At 73.3% G+C, this 17,882-nt stretch carries 17 protein-coding genes; 13 read left to right on the top strand and 4 right to left on the bottom strand.

Translation table 11 applies throughout. From position 1 onward, the window contains the following. Positions 1-3: 3 nt before the first annotated feature. Positions 4-459, bottom strand: a complete 456-nt coding sequence (locus I8N68_RS03775) for an ABA4-like family protein (RefSeq protein WP_200207633.1) — start codon at positions 457-459, stop codon at positions 4-6. Next, complete coding sequence (locus I8N68_RS03770; RefSeq protein WP_200207627.1) at positions 456-1,385, bottom strand: hypothetical protein; 930 nt, start codon at positions 1,383-1,385, stop codon at positions 456-458. Before I8N68_RS03770 ends, I8N68_RS03775 begins: the two co-directional genes overlap by 4 nt. Before the next feature lie 281 nt (positions 1,386-1,666). On the opposite strand from I8N68_RS03770, the gene I8N68_RS03765 reads away from it, so the two are divergent. From I8N68_RS03765 to I8N68_RS03735, 8 genes are all read left to right on the top strand, one after another. Next, positions 1,667-3,187, top strand: a complete 1,521-nt coding sequence (locus tag I8N68_RS03765; RefSeq protein WP_200207626.1) for a glycosyltransferase family 39 protein — start codon at positions 1,667-1,669, stop codon at positions 3,185-3,187. A gap of 302 nt (positions 3,188-3,489) precedes the next feature. Continuing rightward, positions 3,490-5,220 (top strand): glycosyltransferase family 2 protein, encoded by a 1,731-nt coding sequence (locus I8N68_RS03760; protein WP_234038680.1) that lies wholly within the window; start codon positions 3,490-3,492, stop codon positions 5,218-5,220. Then, positions 5,214-6,371 (top strand): glycoside hydrolase family 26 protein, encoded by a 1,158-nt coding sequence (locus I8N68_RS03755; RefSeq protein ID WP_200207624.1) that lies wholly within the window; start codon positions 5,214-5,216, stop codon positions 6,369-6,371. The genes I8N68_RS03760 and I8N68_RS03755 overlap by 7 nt, the downstream gene beginning before the upstream one ends. A gap of 199 nt (positions 6,372-6,570) precedes the next feature. Further along, the gene (locus I8N68_RS33515) at positions 6,571-6,705 is read left to right on the top strand and encodes a hypothetical protein (RefSeq protein ID WP_267909504.1); all 135 of its coding nucleotides are present in this window, start codon (positions 6,571-6,573) and stop codon (positions 6,703-6,705) included. After that, complete coding sequence (locus I8N68_RS03750) at positions 6,702-8,981, top strand: FAD-dependent oxidoreductase (RefSeq protein WP_200207622.1); 2,280 nt, start codon at positions 6,702-6,704, stop codon at positions 8,979-8,981. Before I8N68_RS33515 ends, I8N68_RS03750 begins: the two co-directional genes overlap by 4 nt. Continuing rightward, a complete protein-coding gene (locus I8N68_RS03745) occupies positions 8,978-9,298 on the top strand; it encodes a putative quinol monooxygenase (protein ID WP_200207614.1) in 321 nt (106 codons plus the stop codon). Before I8N68_RS03750 ends, I8N68_RS03745 begins: the two co-directional genes overlap by 4 nt. Continuing rightward, a complete protein-coding gene (locus I8N68_RS03740; protein WP_200207608.1) occupies positions 9,295-10,620 on the top strand; it encodes a cytochrome P450 family protein in 1,326 nt (441 codons plus the stop codon). The genes I8N68_RS03745 and I8N68_RS03740 overlap by 4 nt, the downstream gene beginning before the upstream one ends. Continuing rightward, entirely contained in the window at positions 10,602-11,276 is a 675-nt protein-coding gene (locus tag I8N68_RS03735; protein ID WP_200207606.1) for a TcmI family type II polyketide cyclase, read from the top strand. Before I8N68_RS03740 ends, I8N68_RS03735 begins: the two co-directional genes overlap by 19 nt. A 109-nt stretch (positions 11,277-11,385) precedes the next feature. Here I8N68_RS03735 and I8N68_RS03730 read toward each other — a convergent pair whose 3' ends face one another. After that, the gene (locus I8N68_RS03730) at positions 11,386-12,294 is read right to left on the bottom strand and encodes a TIGR03620 family F420-dependent LLM class oxidoreductase (RefSeq protein ID WP_200207598.1); all 909 of its coding nucleotides are present in this window, start codon (positions 12,292-12,294) and stop codon (positions 11,386-11,388) included. A gap of 353 nt (positions 12,295-12,647) precedes the next feature. On the opposite strand from I8N68_RS03730, the gene I8N68_RS03725 reads away from it, so the two are divergent. The 5 genes from I8N68_RS03725 to I8N68_RS03705 all read left to right on the top strand — a co-directional run bounded on the left by I8N68_RS03725 (position 12,648) and on the right by I8N68_RS03705 (position 16,111). After that, a complete protein-coding gene (locus tag I8N68_RS03725) occupies positions 12,648-13,049 on the top strand; it encodes a TOBE domain-containing protein (RefSeq protein ID WP_200207591.1) in 402 nt (133 codons plus the stop codon). Further along, entirely contained in the window at positions 13,046-13,825 is a 780-nt protein-coding gene (gene modA, locus I8N68_RS03720) for a molybdate ABC transporter substrate-binding protein (protein WP_200207588.1), read from the top strand. The genes I8N68_RS03725 and modA overlap by 4 nt, the downstream gene beginning before the upstream one ends. Beyond that, entirely contained in the window at positions 13,825-14,646 is an 822-nt protein-coding gene (locus I8N68_RS03715) for an ABC transporter permease (RefSeq protein WP_200207585.1), read from the top strand. Before modA ends, I8N68_RS03715 begins: the two co-directional genes overlap by 1 nt. After that, positions 14,628-15,704, top strand: coding sequence for an ABC transporter ATP-binding protein (locus I8N68_RS03710; protein WP_200208119.1), 1,077 nt, complete (start codon positions 14,628-14,630; stop codon positions 15,702-15,704). Before I8N68_RS03715 ends, I8N68_RS03710 begins: the two co-directional genes overlap by 19 nt. Positions 15,705-15,820: 116 nt before the next feature. Beyond that, positions 15,821-16,111, top strand: a complete 291-nt coding sequence (locus tag I8N68_RS03705) for a hypothetical protein (RefSeq protein WP_200207578.1) — start codon at positions 15,821-15,823, stop codon at positions 16,109-16,111. A 3-nt stretch (positions 16,112-16,114) separates the two neighbouring features. Here the strand turns inward: I8N68_RS03705 and I8N68_RS03700 are convergent, their stop codons facing one another. Beyond that, entirely contained in the window at positions 16,115-17,827 is a 1,713-nt protein-coding gene (locus tag I8N68_RS03700) for a sulfatase-like hydrolase/transferase (RefSeq protein ID WP_200207575.1), read from the bottom strand. Between the last annotated feature and the right edge of the window lie 55 nt (positions 17,828-17,882).

The following is a 17,882-nucleotide window of genomic DNA, read 5'->3' as shown; positions in this document are numbered from 1 at the left end:
GGATCAGCCTAGGCGCTGCGGCGCGCGGGCAGCAGCCGCGGTCGGCCGGACCCACCTGGTCCGGATCCCGAGGTAGGCGGCCAGGCCGAGTGGCCCGAGCAGGATCGTCAGCACCAGCGCCGGCGCCATGATCAGCGCCGGCACCCCCCGTTCCCGGCTGTCGAGCCACGCCCACCGGCCGGCGAAGAGATCGAACGCGATCAGGTGGGCCCAGGCCGCCGCCGCGCCGTCGGCGGTGCCGAGCAGGTCGCGCACGCCGTCCAGGGTCGGCGACAGCACGGCCGGCAGCACCTCGCCGAGCGCCGGGAGCACCAGCAGCGCGTAGATCACCAGGACCGGCAGCACGATCAACGGCGAGGAGATGATCCGGGCGGTCCAGGACCAGTACGGCAGCAGGATCATCAGCGCCCAGAACGGCGCGGCCACCGCGAACGTCAGCGTGAACAGCGCCCCGGTCATGCGGCCAGCGCCAGTTCCGGGCGGCGGCGGCGAGCCACAACCAGGCCGGCGGCGGTCGCGGTGGTCACCACCAGGGCCGCCACGGCGGCCAACGTCAGCGCGTCCGGCCGCAGCAGCGGCTGTCCGCGCAGTGCCTGCCAGGTCAACAGCATCGTCAGTACGCCGTACGCCCCGCCGGCGACGACCAGCAGCCGTACCCGACTGCGTTCGTCGAGCCGCGTGCCGAGGAATCGGTTCAGCAGCATCGCCAGGATGGGCAGCGCCTGCAGGGCGTGCAGGCCCACGAAGTGCCCGATCCGCAGGTCGCCGCCGGTGGTGCTCCACCCGATCAGCGGCAGCCCCGGCCCCCCGTCCGCGACGCCGACGCTGTGCGCCCCGGCGATCCCCTCGATCCCCGGGTCCTGGCTGGGCAGCACCATCGGTACCGCCACCAGCATGCCCAGCAGGGACAGGCCGAGCCCCAGCCCGACCGCGTACGCGGCGACCCGGTCCGCGATCGGGTGGCGCAGTACCACGATCCCGATCACGAAGTGCGCGATGAACAGCACCATGATCGACGCGCCCATCACCTGCCACAGGGCGGCGTTCAGCGGGGTCGTCTCGTTGTAGTGGCTGGTAGTGCCGCGCAGCACCTGCCCGACGATCACCACCATCTCGACCAGCGACATCGCGACGATGGTCGTGCCCGCCCACTCCGCGGTCCGGCTCCGTCGCGGCAGCAGGGAGAGCATCCAGGCCAGGGTGGTGCCGTACAGCACGAAGGACACGGCGAACTTGAACGGCTTCAGCCAGATCGGTGCGCCGGTGAGGACGCGCGGGTCGACGAGGACGCCGACCGCGGCGACGACGGCGAGCACCGCCATCGCCGAGACGAAGACCATCAGGGGGCGGTGCCAGTGTGCCGCCCGGTGCAGTGCGGTAGTCATACCTGTAGATGCTGGTGAACTCGGCCACGGGCCGCGCCCGACCGTGGGCCCCGGTTCCGGCCGGCGGTCGGAGCGCGCCTCCTCCCCGGGGAGGAGGCGCGCGCGGCAGGCGCCCGTTAGGCGGCTTTCGTCTCATATGCGCATCTTTGTCGGGGTCGGCTTCATATGCTCCAAGGCGACATCCACGGCGCGACCCGGCCCTGCTGGCCCGGGTTCGTGCTGCCCGCCGCAGCGGCCCCCCGGCCTCCACCGCCGGAACCCACGGAGATGCGTGAGACACGATGGACGACGCGGAGACCTTGGTCCTGCCCCGGCTCGGACCGGCGGAGGCCGGTGTCGAGGACCCCTGGGGAGAAGACCAGGGCACCGCACCCGGTCGTCCGGCCACCGACACCCCGCGCTGGAGGGTCGCCGCGTGGCTGGTACCGGCGCTGCTGATGGGCGCGCTGAGTGTGCTCAGGGCCGGCGCACCCGGACTGCGGATGGAGGAACTCGCGACCTGGGGCGCCGCCGGCTCACCCTGGCGGGACAACTGGTCGACGCTGCGCGGGGGCGAGGCCGCCCTCGCGCCCTACCACCTGCTGATGCGCGCCTGGGCCGAGGTCTTCGGCACCTCCGACCTCGCCCTGCGCGCACCCTCCATCCTGGCCATGGCCGCCGCGGCGGCGCTCGTCGGTACGCTGGCCGCCCGGATGTTCGCGCCGGCCGCCGGCGTGCTGGCCGGTGTCGTCTTCGCCCTGCTGCCGACCTCGACGCGGTACGCGCAGGAGGCCCAGCCGTACGCGTTGACCCTGCTCGCCGCCGTGCTCGCCACCTCGCTGCTCGTACCGGCCATCGACCGGCCAAGGTTCTGGCGCTTCGCGGGATACGCCGGTGCGGTCGCGGTGCTGGGTCTGTGCGACGTCGCCGCGCTCCTGCTGCTCGCCGGCCACGGCTGGGCCGTGTTCGCCTTCCGGCGACGGATGGCTCTCCGCTGGCTGGTCGCCGCGTCGGTGGGCGCGCTGCCCGCGGCCGCGCTGCTCCGGGTCGCCGTGCGGCACGGCACGCACCTCGCGCAGGTCTCCAGGCCGAGCCTGGACGTGCTGGCCGCCACCCCGAGGGAGCTGTTCGGCGTCGCCGCGCTGGCGGCCCTGCTGTTCGCGCTGGCGCTGTTCAGCCTCCCCCTGCGGTACTCCGCCGCCATCTACACCGCCTGGGCGGTGGTGCCGCCGCTCGGGCTGCTGCTGATCGCCCAGGCGACGCCGATCTGGCTGGCCCAGTCCCTGCTCTTCACGCTGCCCGCGTGGGCGACGCTCGCCGCGGCCGCGCTCGCCCGGGCGGGCGCCCGATGGTCCGCGGCGGCGCTGGCGGCGATCGCCCTGATCGGTGCGCCGGTACAGGTCGCCCTGCGGGAACCCGACGGGCATCGGCAGGCCACCCGTCAGCTCGCGGAGATCATCGAAGCTCGGCTGCAACCCGGCGACGGCGTCGTCTACAGCGCCACCGACGCGGGTGGTGGATGGGTCGGCCGGAACCTGGTGGCGCACTATCTCGCCGCCGACCGCCGGCCGCGAGACGTGCTCGCCGCCGGCCCGCAGCGCGCCGGCGGCCGGCGGCCGGTCGCGGAATGCACTGACGTCGCCGCCTGCCTGCGGGGGACGCGCCGGCTGTGGGTGGTCCGGCTCGGCGAGCGGGCGGACCCGGTGCGCGCCCTCGGTGGCCCGCGGGAACGGCTGCTGCGCACGAGGTACCAGGTGGCGCAGGTCTGGCGACCGACGGGACTCACGCTGGCCCTGCTGGTGGACGAGCGGGCGGAGCTGTGACCCGGTGACGCGCCCGGCAGCGAACGTACTGGCCGATGCGCCGATTCAGGTGATTCGGACTTTTTGGACACTTAGGCTCGGCCACAGTCGCGTCGTGGCGAGCAGGAGTCGGACCCTTGGGGGGCAATGTGGGCGTCGTCGCCGATACACGCCTGTCTTCGACCACGCGGAACGGGGCGTCCGGCGGCAGCCCGCCGGCGATCAGCTCGGCCGAGCCGCCATCGGGTGAGCGCCCCGACCGTCGCCAGCTGAACATCCGGGCTCGGCTCGCGTACGCGAAGTGTGGGACCACCGCCGGACCCTTGGTCGCGCCCCGGCACCCGCGGGCGGCGGTCGAGTTCCGCCCTGCCGTTCCGCCGGCGGCCCGGGTGGTCCTGACCCTGCTCGTCCTCGTCAACAGCGCGGCCGGCCTGCTGTTCATCGGCTGGCTGCTGCGTCCCGAGCACGTACCAGGACCGGGCGTGATCGGGGTCGGCGGCTGGCAGACGATGGCGGCGCGGCTCGGCTTCTGCGTGGTCGTCTGCGTGGAGCTGATCCGCCTCGCGCAGAACGTGGTGATCTGGGTGTTCGCCTTCCACGCCAGGGACCCGGTTCCGGTCGACCCGCCGGTCGGCCTGCGGGTCGCCCTGCTCACCACCATCGTGCCCAGCAAGGAGCCGATCGAGGTGGCCGAGCGGACGCTGCGCAGGATGACGCAGCTCATGTACTGCGGTCGGGTCGACGTCTGGATCCTCGACGAGGGCGACGACCCGGCGGTGAAGGAGATGGCCGCCCGGCTCGGGGTGCGTCACTTCAGCCGTCGGGGTCGACCGGAGTACAACCAGCCGAGCGGTGAGTTTCGGGCCAGGACGAAGTCGGGCAACCACAACGCCTGGCGGGCGGAGCACGAGCACGACTACGACGTGGTCGCCAACGTCGACCCGGACCACGTGCCGTTGCCCGGCTTCCTCGAGCGGACGCTCGGTTACTTCCGCGACCCGGACGTCGCCTTCGTGGTGACACCGCAGGTATACGGCAACATGCACCAGAACTGGGTCGCGCACGGCGCGTCGGTCCAGCAGTACCTCTACAACGGGCTCATCGCCCGGGGCGGAAACGGTCTGGACGCGCCCCTGCTCACCGGCACCGGCCACCTCTACCGGCCGGCGGCGTGGCAGAGCGTCGGCGGCTACCAGGACTCGATCATCGAGGACCATCTCACCAGCATCCGGGTCCACGCGGCGGTCAACCCAAAGACGGGCAGGCGCTGGAAGGGCGTCTACACCCCCGACGTGGTGGCCATCGGGGAGGGCCCGACGTCGTGGGCGGACTACTTCAACCAGCAGAAGCGCTGGGCGGCCGGCATCTGCGAGATCCTGGTACGCCCCGACCTGCGCGCGCCGCGCGAGCTGGGATCGCGGCGCCGCTGGGCGTACCGGCTGCTCCAGTTCTACTACCCGAGCGTGGCGGTCAGCCTGCTGCTGGGCAACCTGGCCACGGCCATGTACCTGCTCACCGGGGTCAGCACGGCCCAGCTCGACGTCACCGTCTGGTCGGCGCTGTGGGGCTCGACCATCGGCACCTGGTTCGTGCTGTGGCTCTGGCTCCGCCGCTTCAACATCGCACCCCACGAACGCGAAGAGATCGGCCTGGTCGGCATGGCGCTGGCCTTGTTCACCGGGCCCGTCTACGTGGCCGCCGGGGTCGGCGCGCTGCTGCGACGAAAGCTCGCGTTCGTGGTGACGGCCAAGGGCACATTGCGTACCACGGAGTCGCTCGCCACCTTCCGCCTGCACTTTTGGTGGGCGGCCTTCGCCGCCGGCCTGCTCGGCGCGAGTTTCCTACTGGGCAACGACGTCACCCTGCTCCGGGTGTGGCCGGTGCTGACCCTCCTGACCGGCCTGGTTCCGCCGCTGGTCGCGCTCGCGTCGAGCGTCACGGCCCGGCTCGCGCGGCGGCACGACCAGACGGCCGGGCCCGCCGCCCGCGCCGGGAGCGAGGAGCGCCACCCGCCGAAGTCGCGGGTGGCGGTTGACGGGGGTCTGCCATGGTGAGGCTGACCGTACCGCGGGTCACGCTGGCGATGATCTCGGCGCTGCTGCTGACCTACGCCTTCGTCATCGCGCCAGCCACCACGTCGCAGGGCCGGGAGGCCGGCGGTCCCGACCGGCGGGCGGCGGCCGAACCGGGCGCGGTGGCGCCGGCCCAGCCCAGCGCATCACCCCGGCCGGTCCGGGAACTCTTCCCTCCCGCCGGAAAGGCGTTCATCGGCGTCATGACCGACAAGGGCCCGCACGACTTCACGGCGGTGGACACCTTCACGGCCGCTGCGCGGCGCCAACCCCAGGCCATGCTCTTCGGCGCCGGATGGGCGGCGGACACCTTCGACCGGACGCTCTTCGACCGGATCAGCGGTCGCGGCATGCTGCCCATCCTCGGCTGGGAACCATGGGACTACCAACTGGACGTCCAAGCCCGCCGGAAGCGGTTGCCCACCGACAAGGTCGACGACATCCGGTCCACCCAACCCGACTACCGGTTGTCCCGCATCGCGCGCGGGGACTTCGACAGCTACCTACGGTCCTGGGCGGACGGGATCAGGTCCCTCGGCTACCCGGTGGCCATCCGGTTCGCACACGAGATGAACGGCGACTGGTACCCGTGGTGCGAGAAGGTCAACGGCAACCGGCCGGGCGACTACGTCAAGGCCTGGCGCCACGTCCATGATCTGTTCCGGGCCGCCGGGGTCACCAACGTCATCTGGGTGTGGAGCCCGAACGCCAGATGGAGCAACTCGACCCCGAAACTCTCGACGCTCTATCCCGGTGACGACTACGTCGACTGGGTGGGCATCACGGGCTACTACGGCACGGGGGCCTTCACGAAGTGGCGGTCCTTCGACTCGATCTTCAACCCGACCATCACGGAGATCCGCGCCTTCAGCCGCCGGCCGCTGGTCATCACCGAGACCGGTGCCTCCGACGGCAACGGCCGCAAGGCGCAATGGATCACCGAGATGTTCCGGGTGCTGCCCGGCCACCAGGAGATCATCGGCCTCATCTGGTTCGAGGTGGACAAGGAGGCGGACTGGCGCATCGTGAGCTCACCGGCCGCGGCGGACGCCTTCGCCACGGCGGTCGCCGCCCCCCGGTACGACTTGACTTGGTCGCCGGCCATGCTGCCGCGTACCGAGCTGGCGAAGTAGGCCGGACCGACGCCCCACTGTGCCGGGGCCCGTCCCCGCGGCGTCAACGGCCGGGGACTCGGCACCGGTCGCCGGTGACGGCCGGGTGACGCGACATCCGGCACGGTCGCACCACGGCGTCGTCGTGGTCCGGTGGTACCGGTCGGGACCTTGCCGGCACCGGCGCAAGAACCTCCGGGGACCAGGAATGAGGTCCGTGATGATCCGCACCCTGCTGCTCGTCGTTCGCGAGTCCTGCCGGATGGCTGTCGATGTCTTCCTGGTCGCCGCGCGCGGCTACGGCGGCTTCATCAGCCCGATCGTCTTCCGCAGGCCGCCGAAGGAGAATTCATGATCAGGACGATGGCCCGGCTACGGGCGCGCCCGGGGTGCGAGCAGGCCGTGCAGTCCGCCTGGCGAGCGGTCGCCGGACAGGTCGGCGGCCTGGCCGGCAACCTCCGGCAGGAACTGCTGCTCGACGCCCACGATCCGCGCTCGTTCGTCGTCGTCACCGAGTGGGCCGACGAGGCCGCGCTGCGCGACTACCGGAACGGGCCGGTCGCCGCGCGTTTCGCCGACACCGTCCGCCCGCTGCGCGAACCGTCCGCGGCGGAACGCGAGCTGGTGATGCGCGACCCCGAAGGCGAGGCGTCCACGCTCTTCGTGGACGTGGAGGTCACCGTGCCGGCCGCCCGGCTCGCGGAGTTCCAACACGGCTACCCACAGGTTCGGGCGCGGATGGCGGGGGTGCCCGGCTACCTGCGTGAAGACCTGCTGCGCGAGCCGGACTCGGACACCTTCCACATCTTTGCCGAGTGGGCCAGCGCCGCGGAGTTCTTCCGCTGGATCGGCAACCCGGCCCACGCACAGGAGGAGGCCGGGCCGATCGCGCCGTTCCTCCTCCGCGACTTCCGGCGCCGCCTCTTCCACAGTGCGGCCCGCCCCGACAGCAGCCGAGCACCGAGCACGGGCAAGGAGATCAACGTGCACACGACAACGGACGTCCTCATCGTCGGGGCGGGGCCCACCGGGCTGACCGCCGCCGTCGAGCTGGCCCGGCGCGGCATCGAGTGCCGGGTGATCGAGAAGCAGGCCACCCCGCCCGGGCATGCCGACAAGGCGATCGGTGTGCACTGCCGCACGATGGAGATCTGGGCGGAGCAGGGCATCGTGCGGGACGCGATGGACGCCGGGATCTGGCTGACCGGGAACATGGTCTTCGTCAACGGCGTGCAGACGCACCGGATGAGCTGGGAGCTGCCGGAGCTGCCGTACGCGCACCTCGGCCTGCCCCAGTACGAGACCGAGCGGATCCTCACCGAACGGCTGGCCACGCTCGGCGTGCGTCCGCGGCGCGGTGTCGAGCTGATCACGTTCACCCAGGACGACGACGGCGTGCTGGCCACGGTGGCGACCGCCGCCGGCGAGGAGACGATCCGCGCGAAGTACCTGGTCGGCTGCGACGGCGCGCACAGCCGGGTCCGCGAGCTGCTCGGGCTGACGTTCTCCGGTGGGCTGGGTCGGTTCCCGCAGCTGTTCATGCTCGGCGACGTGGACGTGGACTGGGACATGCCGGCGGGCCACCTGCTCCGGTTCATGCACGAAACCGACGGCCGGATGGACGGCATGCTGGTGTGCGTCCCGTTGCGGGGCGAGTCCCGGTACCGGATCGCGACGCTGGCGCCGCCCCGGTTCTTCGCCCAGACCGGCGGGCAGGACGCCCCGCCGGGGTTCAGCGAGGAGCTCGCCGAGCCGACCCTCGCCGACGTCCAGGCCGCGCTGGACCACCTGGCCCCGCCCGGCACTCTGGCGTCGAACCTGCGCTGGTCGTCGGTGTTCCGGATCAGCCACGGCATCGTGGACCGGTACGGCGCCGGCCGGGTGTTCGTGGCCGGCGACGCGGCGCACCTGCACCCGCCCGCGGGTGGCCAGGGCATGAACACCGGAATCCAGGACGCCTGGAACCTGGCGTGGAAGCTGGCGCTGGCGGTGCGGGGCGTCGCCGCGCCCGGGCTGCTGGACAGCTACGAGACCGAACGGCGCCCGGAGGGCGAGGAGATCGTCGGGCGTGCGGTGCGGATGGCCTTCACCGACGAGCTGGACCGGGACGACCTGAAGCGGCAGTTCCTCCAGGAGATGTCGATGCTGCTCAGCTACTCCGACAGCCCGCTCGTCGGCGAGTCCCTGTCGGCGCCGGACGCCCTGCGCAACGGCCCCGGGCCCGGCGACCGCGCTCCCGACGCCGGCGGCCTGGACCGGCAGGGCGTCGGCCACCCGCTGCGGCTGCACGAGCTGACCGGCGGCACGAAGCACACGCTGCTGGTGTACGCCGACGGCTCGGCCGACGAGGGGCTGGGGACCGCCGTGGGGAAGCTGTGCGCCGACGTCCGCCGGCAGGCGTCCGGCCAGATCGACGTGTACCTGCTGCTCAGCCCGGACGCCCGCGCGCCGCGGCTGCTCGATCCGCCGGTGGTGCGGGACACCGCGGGCGAGTTCCGGGCCGCCTACGGCCTTACCGGCGCGGCCCTGTACCTGGTCCGCCCCGACGGGCACGTCGGGTTCCGCAGCCAGCCGATCGACGCCGACGCGCTCAGCAAGAACCTCCAGTTCGTGTTCGGAGGCACCCGATGACGACGGTACGCACCGTGCTCGCGATGCGCACCAGGGAAGGCTGCGAGGAACGGTTCGAGGCGGAGTGGCTCTCGGCGGCCGAGAAGATCCGCACGCTGGACGGATGCCTGCATCAGGACCTGGTCCGCGACGCCGATGACCCGCGCAGCTATCTCATCATCAGCGACTGGGCGGACCGCGACCGGCTGGACGCCTTCGGCCGCAGCGAACACCGGGACCAGTTGCTGCGCGTGGTCCGTGAGCTTCGCGAATCCGCGCAACGGCACACGTACCAGGTGCTGCACAGCGTACGGAGTGAGCCCGAGGGGGCGAGATGACCGACCAGGCCCTACCCGCGTCGGAGCTCTACACCGAGGAGTTCGCGGCGGACCCCTATCCCGCCTTCGCGCGGCTGCGGGCCGACACCCCGGTCTGCCCGGTCAGTTCGCCGCGGTTCGACTCCTACCTGATCACGAGGTTGGACGACGCCAAGGCGGCGCTGACCGATCCCCGGCTCTCCAAGGATCTCTACGGGCCCGGCCAGCACTACCTGCGGATCTTCGGGCCGAACTCGGAGGCGTTGAACAGGAACATGCTCAACGCGGACCCGCCCGAGCACACCCGGCTGCGCCGGATCGTGTCGCAGGCGTTCGCGCCGCGCCGGATCGAGGCGCTGCGCCCCCGCGTGGCGGAGATCGTGGACGGCCTGCTCGACCGGATCATCCCGCAGGGCGAGTCCGAACTGATGCACGACTTCGCGATCCCGCTGCCGATGATGGTGATCGGCCAACTGCTCGGGATACCGGAGACCGACCACGAGCGGGTCCTCGACTGGACCCAGGTGATCAGGACGTCCGGCTCCTCCGGGCGCAGCCCCGCGGAGGACCGCGCGGCCGTGCAGGAGGCCCAGCTGCGGCTGCACCACTATCTCGCCGACCTGGTGCAGGCGAAACGCGCGCACCTTGCCGACGACCTGATCAGCGCGCTGATCGACGCCTGCGACCACGAGGGGAAACTGTCCGAACGGGAACTGGTCACCACCACGTTCCTGCTGCTGTTCGCCGGGCACCAGACCACCGCGGACTTCATCGGCAACGCGACGGTGGCCCTGTTGACCCATCCCGACCAGCTCGAACTGCTGCGCGCCTCGCCGGAGCTGCTGCCGGCGGCGATCGAGGAGCTCCTCCGGTTCGACGGCCCGTTGCCGGTGGCCAGCCCGCGGATCGCCACCGAGGACATCGAGTACCAGGGCGTACACATTCCGCGCGGGTCGATCGTCGGCGTGGTGATCAACGCGGCGAACCACGACCCGGCGCACTTCGCCGAGCCGGACCGGCTGGACCTGTGCCGCGAGCGCGGCGCGCACATCGGCTTCGGTCACGGCGTCCACTACTGCCTGGGGGTCTCGCTGGCCCGGATGGAGGCGCAGATCGGCATCGGGGCGCTGCTGCGCCGGCTGCCGGAGCTGCGGCTCGGGGTGCCGGTCGACGAGCTGCGCCGGCTGCCGGCGGCCTCTCCGTTCCGGGGCCTGCTGGAGCTTCCGGTCCGGTTCACCGCGCGACCCGCCGGACCGCCCGCCCCGATCGGCAACCAGAGATCACCGTCCACCCCGTCGCTCGTCCATTCACCCGAGGAGCAGTCATGGTCTTCCGAAACGTGATCGTCTGTCACATGGTTCCGGGCAGTGACGGGATCGTCGGCGATGTCTTCGGCCACTACGACAAGACGACCCGACCCCAGGACCTCGGCGTGATCGGCCGGAGGCTGCTCACGCTCGACGACCTCTACATCCACGTGATCGAGCGCAAGGCGGACCCGAAGGTGACCGGCCAGACGCGGGGACTGCCTGCGTTCCAGAAGATCGCCGAAGCCATCGGCCCGTACGTGACGCCGTACCCGAGGAACTGGCAGAACCCGTCCGACTCGGTCGCCAAGGAGTTCTACCGCTGGGTGCCGGACACCGACGTGGCGCCGGAGTCGGCCGGCAGGAATCTCACGGTGATCGTCGGACGCATCAAGCCCGGCGCGGAGCCCGACATCGCGCGCGTCTTCGGCGAGTCCGACGCCGGGCCGCTGCCGGTCCAGCTGGGCGTCACCGGGCGGTGGCTGTACTCCATTGACGACGTCTACGTGCACCTGTTGGAGCGCACCGACGCGGCGGTCGCCGAGGGCGCGGGGGAGGACCACGACCAGCCGGTCTTCGCCAAGATCATGGAGGAGCTCAGCCCGTTCATCAGCCCGTACAACCCCGAGACCTGGCACGGCCCGCAGGACGCGGTGGCCCGGGAGTTCTACCGCTGGCGCGCCGAGGACTGATCACGGGCGAGGCTGACCCGCGATCCGCGCAGCGCTCTTTCCGTTGAGCTGACCCATGGCGGTGTTGTCCTTCGCCGGTTGCGGGATGGAGCGAGCTGATCGAGGGCGATCAGCGGCCGCCCGCACCGGGGGCGAAGGTCGGCAGCAGCGCGGCGAGCTCCCGCCACTGCGGCAGCGGCAGCGCGCCGCCGCCGTTCGGGCGCAGGACGTGCAGGGCCACGTGGTCGGCGCCGGCGTCGAGGTGCGCCCGGATCCGCCGGGCGACGTCGTCGAGGTCGCCCCAGGCGACCAGGGCGTCGATGAGCCGGTCACTGCCGCCGGGGATCAGGTCCTCCTCGGTGTAGCCGAGGCGGGCCAGGTTGGCCCGGTAGGCGGGGAAGCCGATGAACATGCCGACCCCGGCCCGGGCCGCCGCCCGCGCCCGCGACGGGTCCGCATCGAGCACGACGGCGAGGTGCGGGGCGATGAGCGGGCCGTCGCCCACCCGCGCGCGCTGTCCCGCCACGTACTCCGGGCTCACCAGGAACGGGTGCCATCCGGCGGTGCGGGCGGCGGCGAGGTCGACCATCTTCGGGCCGAGCGCGCCGAGCAGGCGCCGGTCGGCCGGTACGGGGTGCGCCGCCGTGTCGAGCTGGTCGAGGAAGTGGGCCATCGAGGCGATGGGGTTGCCGTAGTCCTGGCCGGCGTGGGCGGCGGAGTCGGGATTGCTGACCCCGAAGCCCAGCAGGGTTCGTGGCCCGTACGCGGCGTCCAGCGCGGCCAGCCGGTCGCCGAGGGCCTCGGGCTGCTGGCCCCACATCGACAGCACGCCGAGGACGACGCCGGCGTGCGGGGCGGCGTCGAGCAGCTGACCCAGGTCGTCCAGCGCCCCGCGGCCGTCCAGGCCGGGGATCCACAGCGCGCGGTATCCCCGCTCGTCCAGCTCCGCGGCGGCCTCCCGGACCTCCGGGCGGGACGCCCCGCGCAGCTCCATGCTCCAGATGCCCACCGCTCCGAGGGCGGTCCGGGTGCCATCCATGTCAAGCGCCTCCCATATTCTGTACCGCTTGGTACACAACTCAACCTGGCAGGGGCGCCATCCATTCCCTAATTCTGTACCGACCGGTTAAGCCAAGCTCGGCTCCGCCCCGGCGGATCCCCGGCCCGGCCGGTCGGGTCGGTCCGCGAACTCCACGTTGCTCCGGTCCCGGGGCTCCTGAAGCGGGAAGGACGGCCTTGGCCAGGGGCCGACCCGGACGTCGTGGACCACCGGCCGCACCCGGTGGGCGGGACGGTGACCGCAGGCGCTGGCACTTTAGGGCTGCGGTGGTCGGAGAATGCCAGGGCCTCGGCGGCTTTCGCCTCGCAGGTGCGGACCGTTAGGGTGGCCGGGTGACGGTGTTCCGGATCGGCGAGGCCGCCGAACTGCTCGGGGTCAGCCCCGACACGGTGCGCCGCTGGATCGACGCCGGCCGGCTCGCCGCCACCCGCGACGACCACGGCCATCGGGTCGTCGACGGCGTCGACCTGGCCGCGTTCGTCCGCGCCCCGGGCCACCCCGAGCTGTCGTCCGCCCGCAACCGGCTGCGCGGCATCGTCACCGCGGTCGTCAAGGACACCGTGATGGCGCAGGTCGACATCCAGGCCGGGCCGTTCCGGATCGTCTCGCTGATGAGCCGCGAGGCCGTCGACGACCTCGACCTGACCGTCGGTTCGGTGGCCGTCGCGGTGATCAAGTCGACGACCGTGGTGGTGGAACGCGCCACCGCGCCAAGAGGAAGGACCGGCCCGTGACCGTACGCGGGATCCGCGCCGCGCTCGCCGGCCTGGCCGCACTGACCCTCGGCCTGGCCGGCTGCGGTGGCGGGGAGCCCTCCGGGCAGGCCGGCGGCGGACGGGTCACCGTCTTCGCCGCCGCCTCGCTGACCGAGACGTTCACCCGGCTCGGCCGGGACTTCGAGGCCGCCCACCCCGGCACCACGGTGGCCTTCAACTTCGCCGGCAGTTCCGCGCTGGCCACCCAGATCACCCAGGGCGCCCCGGCCGACGTTTTCGCCGCCGCCTCGCCGGCCACCATGAGGACGGTGACCGACGCCGGTGAGGCGAGCGACACGCCGGTCACCCTGGCCCGCAACCAGCTCGTCATCGCGGTGCCCGAGGGCAACCCCGGCCGGGTCTCCGGCCTGGCGGACCTGACCCGGCCCGCGGTGAAGGTCGCGCTCTGCGCCGAACAGGTGCCCTGCGGGGCGGCGACGGTCAAGGCCCTCGACGCGGCCGGCATCCGGCTCACCCCGGCCACCCTGGAACAGGACGTCAGGGGCGCGCTGGCCAAGGTGCGGCTCGGCGAGGTCGATGCCGCGCTGGTCTACCGCACCGACGCCCGCGCCGCGGCGTCCGACGTGGACGCCGTCGAGTTCCCGGAGTCCGCCGGCGCGGTCAACGACTACCCGATCGTGGTGCTGAAGCGGGCGGGCGACCCGGCCGACGCCCGCGCCTTCGTCGACTACGTCCGCTCCGACGCCGGCCGGGCGGTGCTCGCCGCCGCCGGGTTCCAGCCCCCGCAGGCGTAGTGCCGGCCCGTGACGTCGCCGCGCCCCGGCCGGCCCGGCCCCGCCGCCGGGTGCCCCTCGCGCTGCTCGTACCGGCCGGGCTGGGGCTGCTCTTCCTCGTCCTCCCGCTGGCCGGACTGCTCGCCCGGGCGCCCTGGAGCACCCTGCCGCAGCGGCTGACCGAGCCCGGCGTGCTCACCGCGTTGCGGCTGTCCCTGCAGACCGCCACCCTCGCCACGCTGCTCTGCGTCGGCCTTGGCGTACCGCTGGCGTGGCTGCTGTCCCGGGTCGAGTTCCCCGGCCGGCGCCTGGTCCGCGCGCTGGTGACCGTGCCGCTGGTGCTGCCCCCGGTGGTCGGCGGGGTGGCGCTGCTGCTGGTCTTCGGCCGCCGCGGGCTGCTCGGGTCCTGGCTGGACGCCACCTTCGGGGTGACCCTGCCGTTCACCACCGCCGGGGTGGTGCTCGCCGAGGCGTTCGTCGCCATGCCGTTCCTGGTCATCGCCGTGGAGGGCGCGCTGCGCGGCGCGGACCCCCGCTACGAGGAGGCCGCCGCCACCCTCGGCGCCGGCCGGTGGACCACCTTCACCCACGTCACCCTGCCGCTGGTCGCCCCCGGCATCGCCGCCGGCGCCGTGCTCTGCTGGGCCCGGGCGCTCGGCGAGTTCGGCGCCACCATCACCTTCGCCGGCAACTATCCCGGCCGGACGCAGACCATGCCGCTCGCCGTCTACCTGGCCCTGGAGACCGACCCGCCGGCCGCGATCGTACTGAGCCTCATCCTGCTCACCGTCTCCGTGGCCATCCTCGCCGGGCTGCGCGACCGCTGGGTCAGCGCCCCGTGACCGCCGCACCCCTGCTGGACGCGCACCTGGTCGCCGACCGGGGCGCCTTCCACCTCGACGTCCGGCTGCGCATCGGCGCCGGCGAGGTCGTCGCGCTGCTCGGCCCGAACGGCGCCGGCAAGAGCACCGCCCTGCGCGTGCTCGCCGGGCTGCACCCGCTCACCGCCGGGCACCTGACCCTCGACGGCGTTGAGCTGGACCGCCCCGACCGGCGGCGCTGGACCCCGCCCGAGCGGCGTCCGGTGGGCGTGGTGTTCCAGGACTACCTGCTCTTCCCGCACCTGAGCGCGCTGGACAACGTCGCGTTCGGACCGCGCCGCCACGGCGCCGACCGGCGTACCGCCCGGGACCGGGCGCAACGCTGGCTGGACCGGGTCGGCCTGGCCGAGCTGGCCCGCCGCCGGCCCCGGCAGCTCTCCGGCGGGCAGGCCCAGCGGGTCGCCCTGGCCCGGGCCCTCGCCGTCGACCCGACCCTGCTGCTGCTCGACGAGCCGCTGGCCGCTCTCGACGCGGGCACCCGGCTGGACACCCGCGCGGAACTCCAGCGGCACCTCGGCGAGCACGCCGGTGCGACGCTGCTGGTCACCCACGACCCGCTCGACGCCCTGGTGCTCGCCGACCGGCTGATCATCGTCGAGCACGGGCGGGTGGTCCAGGAGGGCGACGGGGCCGCCGTCACCGCCCGGCCCCGCACCGACTACGTGGCCCGGCTGGTCGGGCTGAACCTGCACCGTGGACGCGCCGACGGGCACACCGTCCGGGTCGGCGAGCTGACCCTCACCGCGGCGGACCGGGTCGTCGGGGACGCCTTCGTGGCGTTCGCACCCGCCGCCGTCGCCCTGCACCCGAGCCGGCCCGACGGCAGCCCGCGCAACGTCTGGCCGGCCACCGTGGTCGGCGTGCAGCGGCACGGCGACAATCTGCGGGTCCAGCTCGACGGCCCGATCACCGTCGCCGCGGACGTCACTCCCGGCGCGGCGGCCCACCTGCGGCTCACCCCTGGGCAGCGGGTCTGGGCGGCGGTCAAGGCCGCCGAGACCCACGCCTACCCGGCCTGAAGCGGACGCGGCTCGACGTGACCGTCGCCTCGTGGCCGTCATCGCCCGCCCGAGGGAGGTTTGACCTGGTCCTGACCGGTCAGTGAGACAGACAGCGACGACGAGAGGGGTTCGGCGTGCCCGACACGACACACACCCGGTCCAGCCACGACGCCGTCCTGCCGGACGACGTGACGGACCCGCTGCTGTGGCGAGTGGCGTACGACGTCGCCGCCGCGCACCAGCCGGACGCCGAGGGCCGGTGTCCCAGCCTGCTCTGCGCCCGGCAGAGCGCCCCGTGCGAGCCGCTGGTCAACGCGCGCCGGGCGATGCGCCTGGCCCGCGGCGGCGCGCCGGCGGGCCGACGGTCGGGGTCCCGCGAGACGCCGGCGCCCCGGTCCCGGAACCGGCGCCGCGAGGCGGCCTGACGGTCAGCGGGCGAGCCCCGGACCGAAGGCGCTGAGGAAGTGGTCCCGGAAGGTGTCCATCCGCCAGACCGGGGCCCGCGGCCCGGGGCGCAGCCCGTCCTGCCAGCCCCAGCCGGCGATCCGGTCGAACACCGCCGGGTCGTGCGCCACCACGGTGATCGGGACGTCCCGGCTGGCGCCCTCACCGGTGACCGCGGTGGCCGGCTGGTGGTCGCCGAGAAAGACCAGCACCAGATCGTCCCCGCCGTAGGTCAGCACGTACGAGACCAGGGTCTCCAGGCTGTACTCGATGGAGTGCCGGTAGTCGGTCCGGACCTGCGTGGCGTCCCGCTGCACGACGTCCCGGCTGCCGCCGGTGCTGGTGGACGCGGTGTGGAAGATCGAGCCGTCGCCGACCGCGTCCCAGTCGACCAGCTCCGGAATGGCCGACCAGGGCGAGTGGCTGGAGACCAGCGGAACCTCCGCCATCAGCGGCGGGTGTGGACGCGCCCGCTCCCGCTGCTGGAACTGGGCGAGGGTGTACTGGTCGGGCATCGGCGCGTAGCTGAACTTCGGGCCCCGGTAGGCCAGCTTCTCCGCGTCGTAGTAGCGGTCGTACCCGAAGAACTTCCCCTCCGGCCAGGGTTGGGTGGCGGCGGGCATGACGCCGACCGTCTGCCAGCCGGCCCGGTGGAACGCGCCGTTGAGGGTGAGCCGGTCCCCGGCCAGCAGGTCGCGGTGCCGCTGGTCGTTGTCGATCCAGAGTCCGGAGAGCAGGGTGGCGTGGGCCAGCCAGCTCCCGCCGCCGAACGTGGGGGAGGTGAGGAAGCCGCTGCGCGCGTCGTACCCGGCCGCCCGCAGCCGGCGGTAGCCGTCGTCGAGCACCGCGTCGACGTGCGGGGCGAACTCGGGGTCCTCGACCGCGTCCCGGCCGTAGCTCTCCACGAACGCGACCAGCACGTCCTTGCCGCGCAGCCCGGTCAGCAGCCGGTCGCCGGGGACGTCCCGGAAGGCGTCGGTGGCCGCCTCGCCGGCGAACGCCTTCCGGTCCCGCAGCCCGGCCGGGACCTGGGCGGCGTGCGCCGCCACCAGCGTGGTCGCCGCCCGGTCCGCGACCGGCATCCCCGGGGAGAGCCGTACCCCGAACACGGCGCAGCCGAGCCAGAGCACCGCCAGCGCCGCGACCGCGCGGACCGCCCCCGTGTGGTGCCGGACCACCAGCCGGGTCAGCCGCAGCACGGCCAGGGTCAGCAGGACGAACAGCGCGGCGGCGAGCAGCAGCACCCCGGCCGCGGCGGCGACCGCCGCGCCCCGCCCGACCGAGTCGGTGAGGAAGCCGAAGCCGTCGTCGAGGAGCCGCCAGTCGAGCAGCACGTCGAACGGCCGGTCCCGGGCCACGAAGAAGCCCATGTCGAGGAGCTTGAGCACGGTCAGCAGGCCGAGCGCCAGACCGAACGCCACGGCCACCGGCCGGCGGGCCCGGACCGGCAGGACGAGCAGCAGCGCGACCGCGACCAGCGCCTCCACCGGGATCCGCAGGAACGCGCCGGGGTGCAGCCGGGCGAGCTGGTCCGGTACGACGAGCGCGGCCAGCACCAGCGCCGCGGCGAGCCCGGTGAGCACGCCCGCCGCGACCCGGCGGCCCCGGGACGCCGCGACCGGCGCGTCGTCGGGCGCGGGGTCGCCGTCGGTTGCCGACGCCGTCCCCGATCGACGCAGGCGGGTGATGAGTGACATCCTCGGTCCTTCCCTTCGGTGCCGGCGGGCGGGTTCGCGGGCCGGTCGGCTCAGA

The sequence above is a fragment of the Micromonospora coerulea genome, from assembly GCF_016598485.1.
Taxonomy (GTDB): Bacteria; Actinomycetota; Actinomycetes; order Mycobacteriales; family Micromonosporaceae; genus Micromonospora; species Micromonospora coerulea.
The sequence above is the reverse complement of the archived record's forward strand: the minus strand, read 5'-3'. Positions and strand labels throughout refer to the sequence as shown.

Bases quoted from the DNA above. Each gene is read 5' to 3' on its own strand.
- I8N68_RS03775 (WP_200207633.1), bottom strand. From the start codon at position 459: ATGACCGGGGCGCTGTTCACGCTGACGTTCGCGGTGGCCGCGCCGTTC.
- I8N68_RS03770 (WP_200207627.1), bottom strand. From the start codon at position 1,385: ATGACTACCGCACTGCACCGGGCGGCACACTGGCACCGCCCCCTGATG.
- I8N68_RS03765 (WP_200207626.1), top strand. From the start codon at position 1,667: ATGGACGACGCGGAGACCTTGGTCCTGCCCCGGCTCGGACCGGCGGAG.
- I8N68_RS03755 (WP_200207624.1), top strand. From the start codon at position 5,214: ATGGTGAGGCTGACCGTACCGCGGGTCACGCTGGCGATGATCTCGGCG.
- I8N68_RS33515 (WP_267909504.1), top strand. From the start codon at position 6,571: ATGATCCGCACCCTGCTGCTCGTCGTTCGCGAGTCCTGCCGGATGGCT.
- I8N68_RS03750 (WP_200207622.1), top strand. From the start codon at position 6,702: ATGATCAGGACGATGGCCCGGCTACGGGCGCGCCCGGGGTGCGAGCAG.
- I8N68_RS03745 (WP_200207614.1), top strand. From the start codon at position 8,978: ATGACGACGGTACGCACCGTGCTCGCGATGCGCACCAGGGAAGGCTGC.
- I8N68_RS03740 (WP_200207608.1), top strand. From the start codon at position 9,295: ATGACCGACCAGGCCCTACCCGCGTCGGAGCTCTACACCGAGGAGTTC.
- I8N68_RS03735 (WP_200207606.1), top strand. From the start codon at position 10,602: ATGGTCTTCCGAAACGTGATCGTCTGTCACATGGTTCCGGGCAGTGAC.
- I8N68_RS03730 (WP_200207598.1), bottom strand. From the start codon at position 12,294: ATGGATGGCACCCGGACCGCCCTCGGAGCGGTGGGCATCTGGAGCATG.
- I8N68_RS03700 (WP_200207575.1), bottom strand. From the start codon at position 17,827: ATGTCACTCATCACCCGCCTGCGTCGATCGGGGACGGCGTCGGCAACC.